The organism is Rhizobium sp. PP-CC-3G-465 (genome assembly GCF_004343445.1).
Classification (GTDB): Bacteria; Pseudomonadota; Alphaproteobacteria; order Rhizobiales; family Rhizobiaceae; genus Ferranicluibacter; species Ferranicluibacter rubi.
Genome location: NZ_SLYH01000001.1, coordinates 2,344,161 through 2,364,773, shown reverse-complemented (window position 1 = coordinate 2,364,773; position 20,613 = coordinate 2,344,161). Strand labels below are relative to the sequence as shown.

Here is a 20,613-nt window from a genome sequence, read left to right as displayed (position 1 = left end):
ACCAAACGATGACGGCGGACGGCGAGCGCATCGATCTCGGACGGTGCCCTCACGATGCAGCCTGCACCAGAATCAAAAGTCCCGGCGCCTGTAGCCGCTTGCGGCACTGGGCAATCCTTCCGAAACGTCAGGAGAGGCATGCGCATCCGCTTCGACAAGCTCGGCGTCCTAATCGCCATCCTCCTTGGCCTCGGTACGCTTCTTGCGCCGTTCGCGACGTTCCGCGCCAACCGGATCGTCCCCGGTGGTCCGCGCTCCATCCTCGAATCCCTGCCGCCCGCCTGGGGAACGGCTCTGTTGATCGCCCTCGGCGTGGCGGCCGTGCTCGCCATCCTCAAGACATCGGCGGCAGTAAGGCTGGCGGTTGCCGCCCTCGGCCTGCTTACACTGATGCTGCTGATCGGCACGGCGGGAAGCTTCCTGACGCCGGAAGGCAATACCTATGCGCGGGTGTCCCCGGCATCCGGTTTCTGGACCCTGCTCTTCGCCTTCCTGCTGCTTGCGGCCGATGCCATTACGCGCATGAAGCCGAAGCCCACGGTTCGGGTGCTCCTGCTTGGCGTGACGCTCGGTGCGCTCGCCGCCATCCTCGCCTCCGGTCGGTGGGACGCGCTGTCGCTCCTCAAGGAATATTCCGGCCGGGCGGATGTCTTCTGGAACGAAGCGGCCAAGCATGTGACGCTTGCCATCGGCTCGCTCGTTGCCGCCGTCCTCGTCGGCCTGCCGCTCGGTATCCTCTGTCACCGCGTGCGGCCGCTGCGGGCCGGCGTGCTGAACGTCCTCAACCTCATCCAGACGATCCCCTCGATCGCGCTTTTCGGCATTCTCATCGCGCCGCTCGGCTGGATCGCGGTCAACGTGCCGGGTGCCTACGCGATCGGCGTGCGCGGCATCGGCGCCGCACCGGCCTTCGTGGCGCTGTTTCTCTATTCGCTGCTGCCCGTCGTCGCCAACACGGTGGTGGGGCTGGCGGGCGTGCCCCGCGAGGCAAACGAGGCGGCGCGCGGCATCGGCATGACGGGCGCGCAGCGCCTGCTGCGGGTCGAGTTTCCGCTGGCCCTGCCGGTCATCCTCACCGGTATCCGCATCGTCCTCGTCCAGAACATCGGCCTTGCGACCATCGCGGCGCTGATCGGCGGCGGCGGCTTCGGCGTCTTCGTCTTTCAGGGCATCGGCCAGACCGCCATGGATCTGGTGCTGCTCGGTGCGGTGCCGACCGTGCTGCTCGCCTTTTCCGCCGCCATCATCCTCGATGCCCTCATCGAAATCAACGCGCCGCTCAACCGCGCAGGCAGGACCGCATGATCGAGATCGACGGCATCACCAAGCGCTATGGCGACAACACCGTCGTCAACAATGTCACGATGACCATCAACCCGCGAACCGTCACCGTGATCGTCGGCACATCCGGCTCCGGCAAGACGACGTTGCTGCGCATGATCAACCGCCTCGTCGAGCCGACCTCGGGCACGATTCGCCTCGACGGTGAGGACAACCGTGCCGTTCCCGGCTTCGAATTGCGCCGCCGCATCGGCTACGCCATCCAGGGCCATGGCCTGTTCCCGCATCGCACGGTGGCCGAAAATATCGCGACGGTGCCGGTGCTGCTCGGCTGGGAGACAGTGCGCATCAAGGCCAAGGTGGCCGAATTGCTGGCGCTGTTCCAGCTCGATCCGGAGACCTTCGCAGACCGCTTTCCGCATGAACTCTCGGGCGGGCAGCAGCAGCGTGTCGGCGTTGCCCGCGCGCTGGCGGCAGAGCCGAACGTGCTCCTCATGGACGAGCCCTTCGGCGCCCTCGATCCCATCATCCGCGCCAAGGCGCAGGAGGATCTGCTGGCAATCCAGCGTCTGCTCTGCACCACCATCATTCTCGTGACGCACGACATGGAGGAGGCGTTCCACCTCGCGGACCGTATCGCCGTCATGGACAAGGGCGAACTCGTGCAGTACGGGCCGCCGGCCGAGCTGGTCGAGCGCCCTGCGACGGACTTCGTCGAGACATTGATCGGCGCCACGGAGCGTCCGTTCCGCATGCTGTCGATAGAGACGGCGGGCGCCGCTGCCGAACCCGGCAGCGCTGAAGGCACCGCCATCGCCGCCGCGACGACCCAGCGGGATGCGCTTGCCGAACTTCTGTGGAGCGGCCGGGACGCCGCACCTATTATAGGCGCCGACGGTCAGCCGATCGGCCGGATCACGCTCGATGGGCTGGTCCGGCGTGCAGCGAGGCGCCGATGACGGTTTCTCCCACGACGGCCGACCGTGCAGCGGCACGTCCGCGGGCAAGAGCATGGATACCGCTCGCCCTGCGGGCGCTGCTGCTTGGCACGCTTCTCACCTTCCTCATCGCGCCCACGATCTTCGAGCCGATCCTGAAGCCACTGGTTCAGGACAATGCGCCGGCGATCTACAATCAGGGGAGCCTCTTCACTCTGACGCTGCTGCACCTGCGCATCGTTGCCATTGCCACGACGGCGGCTATTCTGGTTGCGGTCACCCTCGCCATTCTCGTGACGCGGCCGTTCGGAGCGGAGTTTCTCGCTTTGTCGCGCAGCCTCGTCAATGTCGGGCAGACCTTTCCCCCGGTCGCGGTTCTCGCCCTTTCGGTGCCCGCCCTCGGCTTCGGGGAGAAGCCGACGCTGGTGGCGCTCTTTCTCTATGGTCTGCTGCCGATTTTCGAAAACACCCTGACTGCGCTGACCACTCTGCCGCCAGCCGTGATGGAAGCGGCACGAGGTGCCGGTATGACGGACAGGCAGCGTCTGTTCCGGGTCGAGCTTCCACTGGCAGCACCCGTTATTCTCGCCGGGATCCGGCTGTCGATCACCGTCAGCCTCGCTACGGCGACGATCGGCTCGACCGTTGCGGCGCGGACCCTTGGCGAGGTCATCATCGCCGGCCTCCAGTCCAACAACCTTGCCTTCATCCTGCAAGGCGGCCTCATCGTCGGCGCGCTCGCCGTGCTCATCTACGATGGTCTCTCGGCGCTGGAAGCCCGCCTGCGCCGCCGCGCCGGCCTCTGATGGGCCCAGACAAGAAAGCCCCGGCCGGAGGCCGAGGCGACGTAGTCCGTTCGTAACCGGACGAAGGCAAAGCCATAATGGCAATTAATGTGCGCGGAGCCTTTGCAGGCTCGAATCGGGGAAGGCGAGACCATCGAAGGTGCTGTCGCCTTCCTGCAGGACCGAGCGCAAAGCGAGATCGAGGCAATGCACCGCATTTTCCATATTGAGATCGATCGCATTCTGCCGGGCGAACACGATCAGTCGGGCGAGGGCCCGGACTTCCTGAGGGTCTCGCTCTGCGTGAGCGACGTCGATATGTTCCGCGTGCGGGTTGCTGAGTGTCATGTTCCAAGCCGTTCCGTTGTCCCGGAATGACTGTAGCGACTGACGCAGGAAATCGCGCGTGACACAGCCGTGACATGCAAAGCGTGACCTGTCACAAGCCCGTGAAGGTTCTTCAAAACATTAGACGTTTCGCATTTTCGCGGTCCACAAGGTCCCGCCAGAGTGTCGTCTCCTGGAAAACCCAATCAGGCCTTTCGTGCGACCGTCCGACGTCGTGCGCTTTCATCGCGGCGATCAGAAGCAGGGCGTCCTCACGCTTCCTGTTGCGCGCGCAGGCCTTTAATTCCGCTTCGAGCCGCTTGCGAAGCGTTATGTCCGGCAGCGCGACGCGATCGGCGATCGCCCGCCATGTCCGCTCCTTGAAATGCAGCTGTCGTGCCGCCGCCTCGACCCGGTTGCAGAGGTCCGGTGTAAGCCCGGCCGGCAGATCGGGCTGCTGCAGCGTGGCGAGGATATTGACCAGAGGTTCGGTGAGGCTCGCCCATCCCAGCTCCGCGGGCGCGTGAAGCTGCGCCACATCGGCATCGTCCACCAGCGTGCCATCGGCATAGGCCTGCGCAATGGTGCCGACGCCGACCATTCCGAAGGCACGGCACTCCGCAGCCCGCAGAGCCCCCATGCTGGCGGCACCGAAGACCGTGACGCCCTCGGACAATGCGTAGAGGATCTCCTTGTGCCAGACCGGCGCCGTATATTCGAACCCGCCATCGACCAGACCGATCGCGGCGGCACCATCGCGCACGGCGCGATAGAGATCTCCCTGGATCGCTGGCGGCCGGATGTCGAGGCCGGGCGCGACCCGCGCGGCATCCGGCAGCGTCGGTCCGATGAACAAAACCTTCATAGACCCCTCATCATCATTGCGTCAGTGCCTGGCGGAGCGCGCGCGTCCCGTATCGCTGCCGGCGCTTTCCCTCGGGATTTTCGAGCGCGGGTGCGAGAACCTTCACGACGGCAAAGGGAAGGTCGGGACGGGAGAGCCGCATCGCGATCATCGGGCCGGCACGCCGCGTATGGAGATGGTCGATCAGTGTCTCGGGCGTGCACGCAGGCCGGTCGGCGAAGTCCCGCGCGCCGGGCACCGCCATCATGGCCTGTCGGGTGCTGTCCGCCAAGGGTCTGTCGTAGTCGGCGGGAAACACGTCGTCCCGCGCACCGCTGATATAGGTCAGCCGCGACTGGGCGCTTTCCGTCATGGCCCGGAGGGCTGCCTGCCGGGGCAGGGGGTGCGCGCCGCATCCGAAGGTCACGTCCACATGCCGCAGCCGCCCCGAGAAGGACGTTCCGCCCGGGCCCAGGAACGCGGCGAAGCAGGGAATGTCGAGGTCGCCGGTCACGTCGAACAGACGCAGCGTCAGCCCCGCATCCGCGATTTGGCGTTCCAGTTCGTGGATGGCAGGGCAATCGAAACCGGCAGTGTCCACGCAGGTCGCCTGTCGCGCCGCCTGGGCGCGCAACTGCCAGAGCGCATGCGCATCGCGTTCCAAGCGCTCCATCAGCCCGTGAAGGATCGCCTCCTCCAGCGTATTGCCGGAGGCAAGCCCATCGGAGGATTGCCAGTAGCGGCTGTCGTGGATCGTTCGGTCGAGGACGACGGCCTGCCAAGGCACGAAGATCGTCTCGCCGCTCACGAGATCCTCCCCCGCGACCCAGTCCGTTTCCTCGTCTGCCGAAAGCGGATCATGACCGGATGCCACCAATCCCGCCAGCGCATGAAAAGCCTGTCCGCGACGCGTCAGGTCCGCCATGCTCGCTTTAAGCACCTCGACAGCGGGATCGCAGGCGACCGCCCGTTCCAGTGCTTCCATGACGGCGGATGTCCGTGCATCCGCATCCGTCGCACCCTTACCCTGCGCCACGACGATGGATTTGGCATTGGGCGTGTAGGCGCACCAGACGGGAATGCCGATGCGGTCGAGCGAGGTATGCCGCGCGACCCGTGTAATACCGAAATCAGCAAGAAAAGGTGCAACGCGGTCGAAGGTCTCGGCCGCGGTGCACTGTCTGGCAAAGTTTTGAAGGCGCAATGGCGTCAGTCGAAGAGGCCGGAGAAGGCCTTGTCGGCCGGATCGAGCGCGACGGCGAAGTCCACGCCGCGGATGAACGGCGCGCTGGACGAGCGCAGTTCGCCGGCTCGACCGTCCGTGTCTTCAAGGGGCTTTACAGTGCCCGCCTCGACATCGGCGACATAGAGCTGGCTATCCCCGGGAAAGCCGAAAACAACAGTTTTGGACATGCGATTTCCTTCATGGCGAGAATGAAAAGACAACCGGCTGCGGCCTGAGGTTGAGGGCAGCAGAGGCGGTCTCGGCAGGATCGACAGGCGATTCTGCCGTTAATATCCTGCCCTTGAAAGACCTTCACGGTAAAGCTCTTTCTGCCAGGTTTCGCGTATCGGTAGAACCGACAGCCAGCGGTCGAGGTCGAAATGCGGATTGGCTTCGCGATCCTTGCGCCGGTATCGACGCGCCGTCGGGATGTCTCCGAGCATGGCGAAGGCGGCCGCTCTCAGCCGATCGGCCGAGGACTGATGGGCCATTCTGCCGATGTAGTCGATGGCATCCTGATAATGGCCGACGAAGTAGCTCGCACCCGCCGCACTCCAGAAATAATCGTCCGGGCTCAGCGGATTGAGCTCGATCGCCCGTTTTATCTTGCGCAGGCCCTCATCGGGCCGCGAGGCATGAACGAGCGAGTCGGCATAGCTGTAGATCGCATCCGCGTAATGCGGGCTCAGGGCCTCCGCGCGCGCTAAGGCCTCGAGGCTCTCGTCGAGGTCGCCGAGATAGAGCTTCGCAACGCCGAGTTCCTTGTAGCCGGCAGCACTTTCGGGGTCCTGCTCGATGGCAAGCCGGGCATGGTCCTCTGCCTTGTGGAGAAGGCCCTTGTCACCGCGCGCCGTCAGCACCCACTCCAGCGAATAGGTGCGTGCGAGCCCGACAAAGCTCGGTGCGAAGTCCCGCCGATACTGAAGCGCCTCGCGAAAGCCGCGGCGCGCGCCACGAATGGAGGGCAGGGAAAGGTCCTTCGTCTGGCGGGCGCCGGAGAGATAGGCGCGATAGGCATCGGGATGATGTTCGTACTCGACCAGGGGATTCTGATTGCGCTGCAGTTCCGTCGCGATGCTGTCCGCGATGATCGTGGCGATCACCTTGCGGTGCGAGGAAAAGGGAACGTCGAGGTCGAAGCGCTGCGCCCAGATGACCCGATCGAGCGGAACGAAGATGATCTGTACCAGCAGGCCTTCCGCGCAGAGTGTCGTATCCACGAGATAGGAGACGGCATGCGTTTCCAGCATGGTGATCTTGTCGTTGCTTTCCTGGATCCGCTTGGCGGTGTGGGGCGCGACGATCGAGATGTTGCGCAGGGTGCAGAGGCTGATGGCGATGTCGTCGATCAGGGCGGCGACCGTTCCGGTGAGTGTCCGCGATGCGCCGACCCGCAAGGCCGGCGGCAAGAGCGCCAGTCTCGGCAGCGATGCCGTTACCGTCAGCGCGCGTTGCACGCGCGGCAGGACCTGGGCGTAGACGGGCAGGCGCGTGTCCGATGACGTGCTTCCGGGCGTGGCCGTCGCTCTCAGGGGCGGCATCGAGGCCTGCCCGTCGGCGGTCGAAAGCATCGCCTGTCGTGCCGACGGAGCATTGTCTTCGAGAAGGGCCCGCACCGGCTCGTCATGCACATTGCGCTCGAGGAGCAGAAAGGCTGCTTCCCGCATCGCTGCGGTATCCGGGCCGGCAGAGGCCTCGCCGGGGAGGGAAAGCAGCCGCTCGCGCAGGCAGTGATAATGCGTATCGACTTGCAGGTCGGCCCAGCGGCGCAGGGGCCCTTCCGGCAGCTTGCCGCCGAGGAAGCGTTCCCGAAGCAGCGCCAGCATGGTTTCGAGCGACGTGTCGTCTCGCCGGAAGCAGCCGGCGTCTATGGTCAGGCGCTGTCCGTCGTCACCCAGCGTGATGGATGTGTCGTCGATATCGAGAATCACGCTGCGATAGGCTAGCTGCGCCTTGCGGATGCGCGAGACCATCTTGCGCAGGTTGATGTGCTGCGCCTCCCGGTCGGCCTCCGGCCAGAGAAGGGCCGAGACTTCATCCCGTCGCAGGACGGGACGGTCTCCCAGGCGCAGCATGCAGACGAGCAACAGGGCCTTCTGCGGAAAGGCGAGGTCTTCGCCGCACGCCGTTTTCAGGGCCAGATTGCCGAAGGTCTGCAGCCGCAGCGGTGACATCAGGAGGCGTTGGCGGAAGCCTGCACGGCGGGAGCATCCGCCGGCTGCCGGGCGGCAGCCTCTTCGCCCTGCGCCAGCGACGTCACGAGGGCAACGACCGTCTTGCGGATGTCGGGGCTCTTGATGGAGGAGAACGCCTTGTTGAGCGACAGGCCCTCGCGCGTGGACAGAAACGCATTGACCGCGTCGAAATCCGCGGCCTCCGGCCGGGTCTGGTCGCTCGGGTTGTCCTGAAAGAAGTAGCTGATCGGCACGCTCAGAATGTCGGCGGCGGCCTGCAGCCGGCTCGCGCCCATCCGGTTCACGCCCTTCTCATACTTCTGGATCTGCTGGAAGGTAATGCCCAGCCGGTCGCCCAGCGCCGTCTGGCTCATCCCGAGGATAAGCCGGCGCGCACGAACACGACCTCCGACGTAAATATCGATCGCATGGGGGGCCTTCGCGTTCATAGTCGCTCCTGCAGAAATACCGGCTGAATTCTCGTTTGCGCGAGAATGTATGATTTTTCAGAAAGAGCAATGAATTTCCCGCAGGGTTGCGACTGCGAGCTCACGGCACTTCTGGTTAGCAACCGATAACGTTTTCCGCCTCGATCCGCTACCCTTTTTGGCAAGCAAGCAGATCGTCATGTTCGAGGATTGACACGCGCCATTGTCTCGAATGTCGAAAGCTTAACGATATGCAGACACCGCCAACGCTGCTCCGGGCTCACATAAACCCTTATATTGGGACCCCTATATCTGGAGGTGCGAGAGCCGCTTTGGAAACGATGAAGATTTGGTCAATATCGGCGGCTCATTTCGAGCGGTATGTTCCAGCTGCATAGCTGCACTGCAATATCACGACTTTCGGATCTTCGGTTTTACCGTATGATGGTCCTCATCGAAGCACGCACCTCCTCCCGCGTCCTTCGAGTTTCAGGGCTCCGATCCTCCTCCCCGGACCCCTGTAGGAATAGCGGCACTCCTCCTCCCAGCCGCTGTTCGGTTCTTTTGGAAAGCCTGCCGCACCTCCTCCCGCGGCAGGCTTTTCAGTTTCTGGAGGAGATTTTCCCAGTCCTCACGCCTGATCCCTCCTCGTCCTGCACCGTTTGCCTCCATGGTGCTGAAGCGTGCCTGTCTGGCATCACGCCACTCCTGATGCAGAGCCATGCGATGCGCGTCCCGCGCCAGAGCCCGAGACGCATCCTTTTGCTGGATATTGCGTTACCCCGGTATCGTTCGCCAAAGGAGAAGACCATGTCCAAGCGGGAATTGATCGATACGGGTACGGACAAGCGCTATGTCCGCCGCGACGAGGAAGGCCGTTTCAAGGAGAGTGTCAACGTCAGCCGCTCGCTATCGGCCGACGCACGCCATGATGCGAAGACCACGGCGAAGCCCGGAGAGGGTGACAAGGGCGACCGGCACGGCGGCTGACGCTTCGGACCAGATGGCCTGCCTTCTCATGGACAGGCCGCATCGGCTCGGGAGCAGGACGGCACATGCGGATTGCGACCTACAACGTCAACGGTATCAATGGTCGGCTCGACATCCTTCTGCGCTGGCTGAAGGAGAGCCGCCCAGACATCGTCTGCTTGCAGGAACTGAAAGCCCCACAGGCCAGGTTTCCCAAGCAGGCTCTGGAAAAAGCGGGCTACGGTGCCGTCTGGCATGGCCAGAAGGCGTGGAACGGCGTCGCCATTCTTGCGCGAGAGGCCATGCCTATTCTTACGCGACGCGGCCTTCCCGATCGAACCGCTGACGACGAAAGCCGATACATCGAGGCTATCGCCGGCGGTGTGATCGTCGGTTGCCTCTACGCACCGAACGGCAATCCGTATCCCGGACCGAAATTCACCCGCAAGCTGGACTGGTTGAAATCCCTGACGCGCTATGGCGAAACGCTTCTGGAGTTCGGCATGCCGGCCGCACTTATCGGCGATTTCAACGTCATGCCCACGGATCTCGACGTTTACAATCCCGCCCGTTGGCAGGACGATGCCCTCTTCCGTCCCGAGGTCCGCAAGGCCTATCGCGCCCTCGTCGAAACCGGCTGGACAGACGCAATCCGCGCGCTGCACCCCGACGAGCAGATCTTCACCTTCTGGAAATATCTCCGCAACGCGCTCGCCCGCAATGCCGGCCTACGCATCGACCACTGCCTCCTCAGCCCCGATCTCGCACCCCACCTCACCGCCTGCGGCGTCGACCGTCACGTCAGGGGATGGGACAAGACCAGCGACCACGCGCCAGTCTGGATCGAGTTATCGCTGTAAGCGCACGCGCCAACGCGGGAGAGTGAGAGGAATTCGTATCGAAAGAGATTTGGTGGAGCTAAGCGGGATCGAACCGCTGACCTCTTGCATGCCATGCAAGCGCTCTCCCAGCTGAGCTATAGCCCCATAAAGGGTCCGGCAAGGCCGGTTCCGGGTACCGCCGGCGCTTCGTGCCGGGCAGGTGCGGCTTATTACTTCCGCTTCCGGAAGATGGCAAGCCATAAAATTGGTGGCATCGATATTTTGTTGAAATCCCGACGAAAAAGCTCTGTCGCGGGCCAAAAGAAAGGCCTGCCTCTCACGGGGAAAGGCAGGCCTCGAAACGTTCGATGATGGAAACGATCAGACTTCGTCGTCGTCGTCGTTGACGCCGATCAGGTCGGACAGGCCGTCATTGTCGTCGTCTTCGTCTTCCTCGAGGAAGGTGTCGTCGTCGTCATTGTCGATCTCGACTTCGTCATCGCCCAGATCCGGGATGTCGTCGCCGTTCGCGCCCTCGTCGGCCTCTTCCAGGGAGACGAGTTCGACCTCCGGGTTCTCGGTGTCGACTTCGGCGACGTCCTCTTCCTCGGCTGCAGCCTTTTCCATGACCTTGGCGACGGATGTCTCCTCGAAGAAGGAGAGCGGATAGGACTTGCCGGTGTACGGAGACACGATCGGGTCCTTGTTCAGGTCATAGAACTTGCGTCCCGTTTCCGGGTCGATGCGCTTGGTTCCGAGTTCCGCTTTTGCCACTGTCGATGCCTCTTGAACGGCCGGACGAACCGGCGTCAGCCGGAATGCCGGCGGTAAACCTAAGATGAATTAGCCGGTCCCCTTAATCGTAAGGGCGGAAACTGTCAAAGCGAAAACGTGAATGGCGACGGTTTCCATGTGCGGGAAGGGGTTGTAAGGCGTTGCCGGACGGCGGACTGCCCGCCGGGCGACGCAAGATATCATAACTAGGGAATCACGATGATTTTCCTCTGGCGCTTCCTCCTGGTTCTTGTTCTCACCGCCCTGACGCAGATCGGAGGCCTTGCCTATCTCGTCTCGCTGGGGCTGGCGCGTCTTGCCGGGTGGCGCAAGGGCGTGGCGACCTTCTCTGTGTTTCTTGTCGTCTATGCCGGGGCGACAGTCCTCACACAGTCTGTCGCGCCGGTCTTCGGACGGGTGCCGCTATCCTGCGGGCAGACGGATATGCCGCTGGCGGTCCGGTCGCCGCTCTTCTGCGCGCTCAACCGCAACTACGTGACGCCCGCCATGAAAACCGCTGCCATCGCCCTCGCGCGCCACATGGAGGCGACCTATCCCGGCACCGTCACGCTGGCGCTCGATGCGAACTTTCCGTTTCTCAGCGGTTTCCCGCTTCTGCCGCATCTCTCGCACAATGACGGCAGAAAGCTCGATGTCGCCTTTTATTACAGGACGTCTGGCGGCGAGCCGCTGAACGGCGTCACGCGCTCGCCGCTCGGCTACTTCGCGTTCGAACAGCCGCAGCCCGGCGACGTGCTTCCGTGCGCCGGGCGGCACGACCTGTTGAGCTTTCGCTGGGATCTCGATGTGCTGCAGCCGATGTTCAAGCGTCTGCCGCTCGACGAGGCCCGAACCGCTGCCGCCGTTTCCTGGCTTTCGACGCGTGGGCAGGATCTCGGTGTGGAAAAGATCTTCATAGAGCCCCATCTTGCCAGGACGCTCGGCGTGGAGAACGAGATCGTCCGGTTTCAGGGATGCCGCGCAGCGCGTCACGACGACCATATTCATTTTCAGGTGAGACCCCACATTTCAGGTGAAACATGACATTCATTATTGCCATCGATGGACCGGCTGCGGCGGGCAAGGGCACGCTTTCGCGCCGGATCGCCGAAACCTATGGGTTTCACCATCTGGATACCGGACTGACCTACCGCGCGACCGCCAAGGCGCTGCTCGATGCCGCCCTGCCGCTCGATGACGAAGCCGTGGCGGAGGCCATGGCGTTCAAGGTCGATCTGGCTGGGCTCGACCGTTCTGTCCTTGCGGCCCACGAAATCGGCGAAGCCGCGTCGAAGATCGCGGTCATGCCGGCCGTCCGGCGGGCGCTGGTCGAGGCGCAGAAGGCATTTTCCGGCCGTATCCCCGGCACGGTGCTCGACGGGCGCGATATCGGGACCGTCGTCTGCCCGCAGGCGCAGGTGAAACTCTTCGTCACGGCCTCGCCTGAAGTGCGCGCGCGGCGGCGCTTCGACGAGATGACGGGACACGGTGTGCCCGCCGATTATCTTGCCGTGCTTGCCGATATCATCAAGCGCGACGAGCGCGACATGGGACGCGCCGACAGCCCCTTGCGCCCCGCCGAAGACGCGCACTTGATCGATACCTCGGAAATGGGTATAGAGGCGGCGTTTTCAGCGGCGAAGTCAGTGATCGACGCCGCGTTAGCGCACTAGCAGTCCGAACCGACCGTCCCCGCGCCGGAATTGTTCCCGATACGATGCCCTATGGGGCAATCGGGAGCGGAGGGTCATCGGATATGATCAACGCAAACCCCCGGCGCCCGTGCCTTGCGGCACGACCAGGAGTATTCATGTCTGAAGCACAACCCACCCGCGACGATTTCGCAGCGTTGCTGCAGGAATCCTTCGCCCAGCAGGATCTGGCCGAAGGCTACGTCACAAAGGGTGTGATCACGGCCATCGAGAAGGACGTCGCCATCGTCGACGTCGGTCTCAAGGTCGAAGGCCGCGTCGCTCTGAAGGAATTCGGCGCGAAGGCCAAGGACGGCACGCTGAAGGTCGGCGATGAAGTCGAAGTCTATGTCGAGCGCATCGAAAACGCTCTGGGCGAAGCCGTTCTGTCGCGCGAGAAGGCTCGCCGCGAAGAAAGCTGGATGCGCCTGGAAGTGAAGTTCGAAGCCGGCGAACGCGTCGAAGGCGTCATCTTCAACCAGGTCAAGGGCGGTTTCACCGTCGATCTGGATGGTGCCGTTGCCTTCCTGCCGCGCTCTCAGGTCGATATCCGCCCGATCCGCGACGTTACCCCGCTGATGCACAACCCGCAGCCCTTCGAAATCCTCAAGATGGACAAGCGCCGCGGCAACATCGTGGTTTCGCGCCGGACCGTTCTGGAAGAGTCCCGTGCCGAGCAGCGTTCTGAAATCGTTCAGAACCTCGAAGAAGGCCAGGTCGTCGACGGCGTCGTCAAGAACATCACCGATTACGGTGCGTTCGTCGACCTCGGCGGCATCGATGGTCTGCTGCACGTGACCGACATGGCATGGCGCCGCGTCAACCATCCGTCGGAAATCCTGAACATCGGCCAGCAGGTCAAGGTTCAGATCATCCGCATCAACCAGGAAACCCACCGCATCTCGCTCGGCATGAAGCAGCTCGAGTCGGATCCGTGGGATGGCATCGGTGCGAAGTACCCGGTCGGCAAGAAGATCTCCGGTACCGTCACCAACATCACCGACTACGGTGCATTCGTCGAGCTGGAGCCGGGCATCGAAGGCCTGATCCATATCTCGGAAATGTCCTGGACCAAGAAGAACGTACACCCCGGCAAGATCCTGTCCACGACGCAGGAAGTCGACGTTGTCGTTCTCGAAGTCGATCCGACCAAGCGCCGCATCTCGCTCGGCCTCAAGCAGACGCTCGAGAATCCGTGGCAGGCATTCGCGCACAGCCATCCGGCTGGCACGGAAGTTGAAGGCGAAGTCAAGAACAAGACCGAATTCGGCCTGTTCATCGGCCTCGACGGCGACGTCGATGGTATGGTGCACCTGTCGGATCTCGACTGGAACCGTCCGGGCGAGCAGGTCATCGAGGAATACAACAAGGGCGACATGGTCAAGGCCGTCGTTCTCGATGTGGACGTCGACAAGGAGCGCATCTCGCTCGGCATCAAGCAGCTCGGCAAGGATGCGGTCGGCGAAGCCGCCACGTCCGGCGAACTGCGCAAGAACGCCGTCGTTTCGTGCGAAGTCATTGCCGTCAACGACGGTGGCCTCGAAGTTCGTCTCGTCAACCACGAGGACATCACCTCGTTCATCCGTCGTGCCGACCTGTCGCGCGACCGTGACGAGCAGCGTCCTGAGCGTTTCTCGGTCGGCCAGACCGTAGACGCCCGCGTCACGAACTTCTCCAAGAAGGACCGCAAGGTCATGCTTTCGATCAAGGCGCTGGAAATCGCCGAAGAGAAGGAAGCCGTCGCACAGTTCGGTTCGTCCGACAGCGGCGCGTCGCTCGGCGACATTCTGGGTGCAGCCCTCAAGAACCGCGGCGGCAACGAGTAATCGTTGCCGGGTTCGACAGTCCGTCGAACATGGTTTGAAACAGAAAGGCCCGCGGCGAGACATCGCCGCGGGCCTTTTGCATGAGGTCGGTGCCGGAACGGACGTGACGTCGGCGGTCAGGGTGGCCCCGAGGCGTTCAGGGAAGGTCCGAAAGGCGCTGGTAGAGATCGTAGGCGTCATGACGCTCGCCGTCGTCTTCCGCGGGCGGTTCGGCGGCAGGCGTTTCGTCATGCTCCGAGGACGAGCCGCTCTCGCCATCCTCACCCCCGGCAAAGCCCGCCTCGTTCTCCCGGCGCTGGCGACGAGGCTCTTCGTCCTCGACCTGTACGCTGCCGGCATCGGCGACGGGGAGGTAGGGCACGAAGGGGTAGCCGACCGTTTCACGGGCGATGACGGCCTCCATTCCGCGCGGCAGAAGCGGCACGGGAAAGGCATCCTCGCCCAGGTGCTGAGGAGCAGGCGCCTGCGTGGCGCGATCCTCGTCGATGCCCGTCAGCAGGTCGGACTCGACGCCGTGGTGTGCGGACGGACGGGGAACGGTGGCCTCGTCCTGTTTCTCTGGAGAGACGTGGGGCTCTTGCGGTGCGGGCGCCTCTGAGGTCTCGCTGAGGCTGCCGGACAGCATGTAGAACAGCGTCTCCCATTCATCGAGTTGCCCGATCGTATTCGCGACCTCGCGGACACCGGTCGTCATCAGGGCGATTTCGACTTTCGGCGGGAGGCGATCGAGCCCTCGGGCATCGGACTCGGTCGAACGATGCGCATTTACGCTGCGATCCTCATCGAGGGAGGCACCGAGTCGTCGCGCCCGTTGCCCGTTATGCTCCGGCACGGCGGAACGGTCCGGAATATCTCCGGCCGATGGCGACGTGGCAGGCGATCCAGCCTCCTGTTGCGAGCGTGCAGCAGGCATGTCGGATACGATCGTGCGCCCCCGAAAGGTGATCGTCTCCTCGATGGGACGAAGTCCTGAGGGACGCGGCTGGCCGTCTGCCTGTTGCGGGGCGAGGCGGTTTGCTGCCGTCGCGAGAGCCGGCACCGTCTTCGGTGCAGATTCACTGTCTTGCGCTGCGGATGGCGAAGCAGCGGCTGTCTGATCCATCAGCATTGGCGTTGTGCTGCGGGGCGTTTGTTGGGGTCCGGAAAACGCCTGCGGGGCGGACGGCGTGGTGCGCTGTGCCGCCGCGCGCGCTTCGTCTGTTCCGCTCGTCGCTATGGCCGGCACCGCCACGGAGCCTCTCGTTAGCGGATCGGCTTGGGATATCGGACGCGGCGAAAGGGGCACCATGTGCTCGCCCGTCACGGCTTCATCCGGTTGCAGGAGGGCGGTTGCCGCTTCAGCCCCTGTCGGCGTCTGGCTGCCGACATTGGCGATGCCATGCCTTGCGAGAACGGGTGCTTCTGCCTCGGAGATCGTATCGCTTGTCGGGGACGTGGCGGGCGATGAAGCCGCAGGCCCCGCGCGGGGTGGCTGGTCTTCCGTTGCTGGCTGCGTGTCCAAAGCGGCTGCGATGTCAGGTGACACAGAACGGCGCTCGGGTACGAGAGTTTCCGGCAGTTCAGGCATCTCTTCCGGCATCGAGACGGCGGTCAGGCGCGCGTTGGGCGTCTCGTCATCCCCGATCTTCGGTGGCGATCCGGTATCCCCCGTCTCGACCTCGGGCGCAGCCATATCCGCACCGGACGGATCGACTTCCGCCGGGGGGTGATCCGTGCTGCGGTCGAGCAGGACATCGACGGCATATCCCTTGGCGATGGCCACGGCCTGCGCGAGCGCATGGGCGTCGGAGGCGAGGAAGGCTGCGACTTCCCGCAATGGCGGCACGGGTTCGTCTGCTGTCTGCGGGATGGCGTTGGACAAGGGGGCATCCGGCGCCCGCGCTGTCGTCTCGGGAGAGAAGGCCTGCCCCAGTGCCTGCTGCAGATGCGGTGCACCGGGTGCCACGCCGGGCGCCTGCGAGAAGGCCATGCGGGTGGGAAGCGGTGCCTGGATGGTCGGCTGGCGGAAGACAGGCTGGTCATCGTCGTCCGGGAAGAGGGCGGAGACGGGATCGGGATGCCAGAGACCGTCGCGCGTCAGCGGCAGGTCGATCCGCAGATCGAGCGTCAGTGCCGGCCGCAGCGTTTCCACCAGCATCTTCAGGGCCGCAAGCAGCGGCTGCTGGTCGAGCTGCTTTTCGAGCAGCGCACGGGCAGTGGGCGGCAGAACGTCCATATGGGCGGCCAGCCGGCGTGTGAAGTCTCGCAGGCTTTCCTGTGGCTGCGGTGGAAAATCGACGATCCGGGCCAGGGCTTCGGTCAGGCGGGCCAACGCGACCCGGGTTGCCGGATCGGCATTCGCCATGTCGCGCAGCACGATCTCGATGACATGGAGGATGGCATCGAACCGTTTTGTTGCGGCAGACGGCAGCGCGTGCCGGTCCTTTGCCGTACCGCCATCGGTCAACGCTGCGGCGGCACTCCGGGAAATGGCGGCCGATGTCTGCATGGCAGTCTCCGTCCATAATCCGGCCGGGGCCGGGTGCAGTTGCTGAAAAGCGACGCAGGGAACGGATGTGCCCTGCCGGCCGGCGGGTTCAGGTGCGGCAGAAATGCCGGCGTCATGATGTCGATGGGCGCGTCATGCGCATGCCCGACAGGATACACCTGGAGGCAGCACGTGCCGGGAAAAGAGCCGGCTTGGCATGAATGTCTCCAGATTAGCGCAACATGGTTACGATATCGTTACCGGACTGCGGATCACATGCCGCGCGATGGACGGAAGGCCGAACGACATGAACTGGGCAAATCTCATCCTCAACACCGACAGCTACAAGCTCAGCCATTTCCTGCAATATCCGCCGGAAACAGCCGCGATTTCCTCCTACATCGAAACGCGCGGCGGAAGCGATCTCATCGACGTGGTGTTCTTCGGTCTCCAGATCTTCCTGAAGGATGTGCTGAGCCGCTCGGTGACCATGAGCGACGTTGCCGAGGCCGAGGAGGTGGCGCAGGCGCACGGCCTGCCGTTCGACCGCGCCGGCTGGACGCATATCGTCAACGCGCATGGCGGCTACCTGCCGCTGAGGATCGAGGCGCTGCCGGAGGGCATCCTGACGCGCCGGGGCGTACCGCTGGTTCAGGTCGTCAACACGGACCCGGCCTGCTGGTGGCTGACATCGCATATCGAGACGGCCCTGCTGCGCGCCGTTTGGTATCCCTCCTCGGTGGCCAGCAATGTCCGCAAGGTGAAGCTCGCGCTGCGCGACGCGCTGGAGCGCACGGCCGACGAACCCGAGCTGCTGCTGCCATCGCGCCTGCTTGATTACGGCGCCCGTGGCGTCGGCGCCTTCGAGCAGGCCGGCATCGGCGGTGCCGCCCATCTCGTCCACTTCACGGGCACCGACACGCTGTCCGGCGTCCTCACGGCACGTCGATGCTATGGCGCAGCCATGGCCGGGCGCTCCATGCCCGCCTCCGAGCACTCGACCATGACCGCCTGGGGCGGCGACCGCGAGGCGGATGCCTATGCCAACATGGTCTCCCGCTTCGCACCCTCCGGCGCCTTCGCCGTGGTGTCCGACAGCTACGACATCAATCAGGCGGTTTCCTTCATCTGGGGCAAGCAGCTGCGCGACACGGTCAAGGCCGCTGGCGCCACCGTCTATATCCGCCCCGATAGCGGCGACCCGATCGAAACGCCGGTGCAGGTGGTGCAGCAGCTCGACTACCGCTTCGGCGCCGCCCAGAACCGCAAGGGCTTCAAGGTCCTCGACCGTTGCGTCCGGGTGATCCAGGGCGACGGCATTACGCTCGCCGATATGAACCAGATCCTGAACCGGCTGGAGGCGTTCGGCTACTCGGCGGAAAACATGACCTTCGCCATGGGCGGCGGCATCCTCCAGAAGGTCAATCGCGATACCTATGCCTTCGCCATGAAGGCCAATGCGCGACAGGACACGAGCGGCCGCTGGCACGATGTGTGGAAGCGCCCGGCCACGATGAACGTCAAGGCCTCGAAAGCCGGTCGCCAGGCCGTCGTTTCCGGCATGGCGGGCCTCGAGGCCGTGCGGCTCGACGCGCTTGCCGGCCGGGAAAACCTTCTGCGGCCCGTCTGGCAGGACGGCCGCCTGTTGAAGGACTGGTCGTTCGAGGAGGTCCGTGCGCAAGCACGGTGATGTCAAGCCATCGCCGCGCCGGGCGGCAAGCCACCACGGACGTGACGACACCCGCTCAGCTGTGCGCGAAAATATCCGTGTCGTTCCAGCCGAGCAGGTCGAGCTTCGCACGGGTGGGCAGAAAGGCAAAACATGCTTCCGCGTGGTCGATCCGCCCGTCGCGTATCAGCCGCTGGTTCAGCGTGTCGCGCAGCGCATGCAGGTGCAGCACGTCAGAGGCGGCGTAGTCCAGCTGTGCCTGCGTCAGGGTCGGTGCGGCCCAATCGGACGACTGCTGCTGCTTGGAGATGTCGATCTCCAGCATCTCCTTCAAATTGTCCTTCAGACCGTGGCGGTCCGTATAGGTGCGGGCGAGGCGCGAGGCGATCTTCGTGCAGAACACCGGCGTCGTGGTGACGCCGAAGGTGTGGAAGAGCACGGCGATATCGAAACGGCCGTAATGGAAGATCTTCTGCCGCGCCGGATCGGCGAGCATTCTCACGAGATTGGGCGCCGACGTCTGCCCGGCCGCGATCTGCACGATATCGGCCGTCCCGTCGCCCGGCGAAAGCTGCACGAGGCAGAGCCGATCGCGACGCGGCACAAGGCCGAGCGTCTCGGTATCGACCGCGATCGCACCATTGTAGCGGGCAGCGTCTTCAGCGGCGATATCACCTTCGTGAAACCGTATTGTATTCGGCATGATATTCCCCACATCATCATCCTGCCCGATGGGCAAGCTGCCGCCCATATCGACGGTCAGGGCTGTCATGACAGTGTTGCCCTCGACCGTTGGAAAGCGCAGGCGGTATAACGCGGAACCGGCTTCGATGCGATAGCGTTCGCTCAAAGGCCAGATGATGGGCGAAAGTGGGGCGTGAGCCATGGGACGAACGAGCATGCGGAACCGGTCGATCGTCCTTGTCGGCATCTTCGCGGCGCTAGGCGCGATGACGATGCCGGTTGCCGCACAACCGCAACAGCCGGTCGCAACGTTCGACAGCCTGCCCGGCGTCGTGCCGATGGATCCGATCGGCACCACCAGCAATCTGCGCTGTGAACAGGCCCTCATCGACCGCGCACAGGGCAATATCCTGCCCAATCGTGGGCCGCGCTACCACACGGTCAATGTCTGCAGCCGCGATGGCGGCCCCGAATTCGTCTCTCCCCGCCTGCCGCCATCGAACTATCGGCAGCTTCGCGGCTTCAATTATTGACGTAACCTCCGGATGTCCTGCACGCGTTCCGTCTGGTACTGAAGACCGTCTTCAATCGCGAGAGATTGGAGCAGAGGGCCATGTCTCGCTCTGTGGGATATGGCTGGATGGATGCGGGAGGAATGCGAATGTCCGAAAACGAAAAGCCGCTGGTGATCAGCGCGCCCGAGCCGCGAACGCTCGATCTCATTTTCACGCCGGAAGCCCTCGGCGTCTTGCACGACCGATACCGGGTCGTGGAGGTAGAGGCCGATACGGTCGCAAGTCTCGATGGCGATATTCTGGGGACGGCGCGCTTCGTGCTCGGCCAGCCGCCGCTCGATTCCGCGACGCTTGCACGCATGCCGGAGCTGCGCTGCATCCTCAACGTGGAAAGCAACCTGATCAACAACATGCCCTATGATGTGTTGTTCGAGCGCGGCATCCATGTCGTCACCACCGGGCAGGTGTTTGCCGAGCCGGTCGCGGAAATGGGCCTCGCCATGGCACTCGGGATCGCGCGCGGGCTTGTCGATGCCGATCTCGATTTCCGCCAGGGGCGTGAGCTCTGGGGTGGAGACGGCAACCAGACCGCAAGGCTTCTCAGTGGCTCCAACGTCGGCATCATCGGCTTCGGCGATCTCGGCAAGGCGCTGAACCGCGTTCTCACCGGCTTCCGGACGGTCACGCGCGTGTTCGACCCTTGGCTGCCCGCTTCGATCCTGAAAGACAACGGCGTCGTTCCGGCGGATCTCGACACCGTGCTGTCCGAGAGCGATTTCATCTTCGTCGTGGCGGCCGTGACCAGCGAGAACCAGAATTTCCTCGATGCGCAGGCCTTTGCGAAGATGAAGAAGGGCGCCGCCTTCATTCTGCTGAGCCGCGCCAATGTGGTGGATTTCGACGATCTGATGGCCGCCGTCGAGGGGGGCCACATCGTCGCTGCCAGCGACGTCTTCCCGGAAGAACCGCTGCCGCTTGACCACAAGGTCCGCAGCCTGCCTGGCTTCCTGCGCTCCGCGCACCGGGCAGGGGCCCTCGACAGCGCGTTCAAGAAGATGGGCGACATGGTGTTGGAGGATATGGACCTGATGGATCGCGGACTGCCGCCCATGCGCTGCAAGCGTGCGGAACGCGAGACCGTGTCGCGCATGCGCTCCAAGCCCGTCACCAATAACTAAAGCATGTCGCCCGAAAC

The 20,613-nt window shown here is 63.9% G+C and carries 20 protein-coding genes and 1 tRNA gene; 11 read left to right on the top strand and 10 right to left on the bottom strand.

What is annotated here, in order from left to right; genetic code table 11:
* Positions 1 to 138: 138 nt before the first annotated feature.
* From C8J33_RS11210 to C8J33_RS11200, 3 genes are read left to right on the top strand one after another with little or no spacing between them, the layout of a single operon-like run.
* Positions 139 to 1,305: an ABC transporter permease gene (locus C8J33_RS11210; protein ID WP_132664238.1), complete on the top strand. Its 1,167-nt coding sequence runs from the start codon at positions 139 to 141 to the stop codon at positions 1,303 to 1,305.
* Positions 1,302 to 2,240: an ABC transporter ATP-binding protein gene (locus tag C8J33_RS11205; protein ID WP_132664237.1), complete on the top strand. Its 939-nt coding sequence runs from the start codon at positions 1,302 to 1,304 to the stop codon at positions 2,238 to 2,240. Before C8J33_RS11210 ends, C8J33_RS11205 begins: the two co-directional genes overlap by 4 nt.
* Positions 2,237 to 3,025, top strand: a complete 789-nt coding sequence (locus tag C8J33_RS11200; protein ID WP_132664236.1) for an ABC transporter permease — start codon at positions 2,237 to 2,239, stop codon at positions 3,023 to 3,025. The genes C8J33_RS11205 and C8J33_RS11200 overlap by 4 nt, the downstream gene beginning before the upstream one ends.
* 84 nt (positions 3,026 to 3,109) lie before the next feature.
* Here the strand turns inward: C8J33_RS11200 and C8J33_RS11195 are convergent, their stop codons facing one another.
* The 6 genes from C8J33_RS11195 to C8J33_RS11170 form a co-directional block, all read right to left on the bottom strand.
* Complete coding sequence (locus tag C8J33_RS11195; protein WP_110727455.1) at positions 3,110 to 3,352, bottom strand: hypothetical protein; 243 nt, start codon at positions 3,350 to 3,352, stop codon at positions 3,110 to 3,112.
* Positions 3,353 to 3,464: 112 nt separating this feature from the next.
* Positions 3,465 to 4,196, bottom strand: coding sequence for a TfuA-like protein (locus C8J33_RS11190; RefSeq protein ID WP_132664235.1), 732 nt, complete (start codon positions 4,194 to 4,196; stop codon positions 3,465 to 3,467).
* A gap of 13 nt (positions 4,197 to 4,209) precedes the next feature.
* On the bottom strand, positions 4,210 to 5,379 hold the full coding sequence (locus C8J33_RS11185; RefSeq protein ID WP_132664234.1) for a YcaO-like family protein: 1,170 nt from the start codon (positions 5,377 to 5,379) through the stop codon (positions 4,210 to 4,212).
* A 5-nt stretch (positions 5,380 to 5,384) separates the two neighbouring features.
* Positions 5,385 to 5,588 carry a hypothetical protein gene (locus C8J33_RS11180; RefSeq protein ID WP_092931565.1) on the bottom strand — a complete coding sequence of 68 codons (204 nt, stop codon included), beginning with the start codon at positions 5,586 to 5,588 and terminating at the stop codon, positions 5,385 to 5,387.
* A gap of 99 nt (positions 5,589 to 5,687) precedes the next feature.
* Complete coding sequence (locus tag C8J33_RS11175; RefSeq protein ID WP_132664233.1) at positions 5,688 to 7,574, bottom strand: hypothetical protein; 1,887 nt, start codon at positions 7,572 to 7,574, stop codon at positions 5,688 to 5,690.
* Entirely contained in the window at positions 7,574 to 8,023 is a 450-nt protein-coding gene (locus C8J33_RS11170; RefSeq protein WP_110727447.1) for a helix-turn-helix domain-containing protein, read from the bottom strand. The genes C8J33_RS11175 and C8J33_RS11170 overlap by 1 nt, the downstream gene beginning before the upstream one ends.
* Positions 8,024 to 8,812: 789 nt before the next feature.
* On the opposite strand from C8J33_RS11170, the gene C8J33_RS11165 reads away from it, so the two are divergent.
* Both C8J33_RS11165 and xth read left to right on the top strand, forming a co-directional pair.
* The gene (locus C8J33_RS11165; RefSeq protein ID WP_132664232.1) at positions 8,813 to 8,992 is read left to right on the top strand and encodes a hypothetical protein; all 180 of its coding nucleotides are present in this window, start codon (positions 8,813 to 8,815) and stop codon (positions 8,990 to 8,992) included.
* A gap of 65 nt (positions 8,993 to 9,057) precedes the next feature.
* Positions 9,058 to 9,831 (top strand): exodeoxyribonuclease III, encoded by a 774-nt coding sequence (gene xth / locus C8J33_RS11160; RefSeq protein WP_132664231.1) that lies wholly within the window; start codon positions 9,058 to 9,060, stop codon positions 9,829 to 9,831.
* A gap of 50 nt (positions 9,832 to 9,881) precedes the next feature.
* On the opposite strand, the gene C8J33_RS11155 is transcribed toward xth, so the two are convergent.
* Both C8J33_RS11155 and C8J33_RS11150 read right to left on the bottom strand, forming a co-directional pair.
* Positions 9,882 to 9,957 (bottom strand) — tRNA-Ala (locus tag C8J33_RS11155).
* A 216-nt stretch (positions 9,958 to 10,173) separates the two neighbouring features.
* Positions 10,174 to 10,566: a TIGR02300 family protein gene (locus C8J33_RS11150; RefSeq protein ID WP_092931577.1), complete on the bottom strand. Its 393-nt coding sequence runs from the start codon at positions 10,564 to 10,566 to the stop codon at positions 10,174 to 10,176.
* Positions 10,567 to 10,785: 219 nt separating this feature from the next.
* Between C8J33_RS11150 and C8J33_RS11145 the strand changes: the two genes are divergently transcribed.
* The 3 genes from C8J33_RS11145 (at position 10,786) to rpsA (ending at position 14,083) form a co-directional block, all read left to right on the top strand.
* On the top strand, positions 10,786 to 11,610 hold the full coding sequence (locus tag C8J33_RS11145) for a hypothetical protein (RefSeq protein ID WP_132664230.1): 825 nt from the start codon (positions 10,786 to 10,788) through the stop codon (positions 11,608 to 11,610).
* Positions 11,607 to 12,239, top strand: coding sequence for a (d)CMP kinase (gene cmk, locus C8J33_RS11140; RefSeq protein WP_110733120.1), 633 nt, complete (start codon positions 11,607 to 11,609; stop codon positions 12,237 to 12,239). The genes C8J33_RS11145 and cmk overlap by 4 nt, the downstream gene beginning before the upstream one ends.
* A 137-nt stretch (positions 12,240 to 12,376) precedes the next feature.
* On the top strand, positions 12,377 to 14,083 hold the full coding sequence (gene rpsA, locus C8J33_RS11135; protein WP_092931583.1) for a 30S ribosomal protein S1: 1,707 nt from the start codon (positions 12,377 to 12,379) through the stop codon (positions 14,081 to 14,083).
* Positions 14,084 to 14,219: 136 nt separating this feature from the next.
* Here the strand turns inward: rpsA and C8J33_RS11130 are convergent, their stop codons facing one another.
* Positions 14,220 to 16,571 carry a hypothetical protein gene (locus tag C8J33_RS11130; RefSeq protein WP_132664229.1) on the bottom strand — a complete coding sequence of 784 codons (2,352 nt, stop codon included), beginning with the start codon at positions 16,569 to 16,571 and terminating at the stop codon, positions 14,220 to 14,222.
* A gap of 286 nt (positions 16,572 to 16,857) precedes the next feature.
* On the opposite strand from C8J33_RS11130, the gene C8J33_RS11125 reads away from it, so the two are divergent.
* Entirely contained in the window at positions 16,858 to 18,240 is a 1,383-nt protein-coding gene (locus C8J33_RS11125) for a nicotinate phosphoribosyltransferase (RefSeq protein WP_132664228.1), read from the top strand.
* A gap of 55 nt (positions 18,241 to 18,295) precedes the next feature.
* Here C8J33_RS11125 and C8J33_RS11120 read toward each other — a convergent pair whose 3' ends face one another.
* Positions 18,296 to 18,922, bottom strand: coding sequence for a ribonuclease D (locus C8J33_RS11120; RefSeq protein ID WP_132664538.1), 627 nt, complete (start codon positions 18,920 to 18,922; stop codon positions 18,296 to 18,298).
* A gap of 196 nt (positions 18,923 to 19,118) precedes the next feature.
* On the opposite strand from C8J33_RS11120, the gene C8J33_RS11115 reads away from it, so the two are divergent.
* Together C8J33_RS11115 and C8J33_RS11110 are read left to right on the top strand one after the other, a co-directional pair.
* On the top strand, positions 19,119 to 19,436 hold the full coding sequence (locus C8J33_RS11115) for a hypothetical protein (RefSeq protein WP_207904018.1): 318 nt from the start codon (positions 19,119 to 19,121) through the stop codon (positions 19,434 to 19,436).
* Between the two features lie 128 nt (positions 19,437 to 19,564).
* Positions 19,565 to 20,596, top strand: a complete 1,032-nt coding sequence (locus C8J33_RS11110) for a hydroxyacid dehydrogenase (protein WP_132664226.1) — start codon at positions 19,565 to 19,567, stop codon at positions 20,594 to 20,596.
* Positions 20,597 to 20,613: the final 17 nt, after the last annotated feature.

Bases quoted from the DNA above. Each gene is read 5' to 3' on its own strand.
- C8J33_RS11200 (WP_132664236.1), top strand. From the start codon at position 2,237: ATGACGGTTTCTCCCACGACGGCCGACCGTGCAGCGGCACGTCCGCGG.
- C8J33_RS11125 (WP_132664228.1), top strand. From the start codon at position 16,858: ATGAACTGGGCAAATCTCATCCTCAACACCGACAGCTACAAGCTCAGC.
- C8J33_RS11175 (WP_132664233.1), bottom strand. From the start codon at position 7,574: ATGTCACCGCTGCGGCTGCAGACCTTCGGCAATCTGGCCCTGAAAACG.
- C8J33_RS11110 (WP_132664226.1), top strand. From the start codon at position 19,565: ATGTCCGAAAACGAAAAGCCGCTGGTGATCAGCGCGCCCGAGCCGCGA.
- C8J33_RS11165 (WP_132664232.1), top strand. From the start codon at position 8,813: ATGTCCAAGCGGGAATTGATCGATACGGGTACGGACAAGCGCTATGTC.
- C8J33_RS11130 (WP_132664229.1), bottom strand. From the start codon at position 16,571: ATGCAGACATCGGCCGCCATTTCCCGGAGTGCCGCCGCAGCGTTGACC.
- C8J33_RS11180 (WP_092931565.1), bottom strand. From the start codon at position 5,588: ATGTCCAAAACTGTTGTTTTCGGCTTTCCCGGGGATAGCCAGCTCTAT.
- C8J33_RS11170 (WP_110727447.1), bottom strand. From the start codon at position 8,023: ATGAACGCGAAGGCCCCCCATGCGATCGATATTTACGTCGGAGGTCGT.
- rpsA (WP_092931583.1), top strand. From the start codon at position 12,377: ATGTCTGAAGCACAACCCACCCGCGACGATTTCGCAGCGTTGCTGCAG.
- xth (WP_132664231.1), top strand. From the start codon at position 9,058: ATGCGGATTGCGACCTACAACGTCAACGGTATCAATGGTCGGCTCGAC.
- C8J33_RS11145 (WP_132664230.1), top strand. From the start codon at position 10,786: ATGATTTTCCTCTGGCGCTTCCTCCTGGTTCTTGTTCTCACCGCCCTG.
- C8J33_RS11210 (WP_132664238.1), top strand. From the start codon at position 139: ATGCGCATCCGCTTCGACAAGCTCGGCGTCCTAATCGCCATCCTCCTT.
- C8J33_RS11190 (WP_132664235.1), bottom strand. From the start codon at position 4,196: ATGAAGGTTTTGTTCATCGGACCGACGCTGCCGGATGCCGCGCGGGTC.
- C8J33_RS11195 (WP_110727455.1), bottom strand. From the start codon at position 3,352: ATGACACTCAGCAACCCGCACGCGGAACATATCGACGTCGCTCACGCA.
- C8J33_RS11120 (WP_132664538.1), bottom strand. From the start codon at position 18,922: ATGCCGAATACAATACGGTTTCACGAAGGTGATATCGCCGCTGAAGAC.
- C8J33_RS11115 (WP_207904018.1), top strand. From the start codon at position 19,119: ATGCGGAACCGGTCGATCGTCCTTGTCGGCATCTTCGCGGCGCTAGGC.
- cmk (WP_110733120.1), top strand. From the start codon at position 11,607: ATGACATTCATTATTGCCATCGATGGACCGGCTGCGGCGGGCAAGGGC.
- C8J33_RS11205 (WP_132664237.1), top strand. From the start codon at position 1,302: ATGATCGAGATCGACGGCATCACCAAGCGCTATGGCGACAACACCGTC.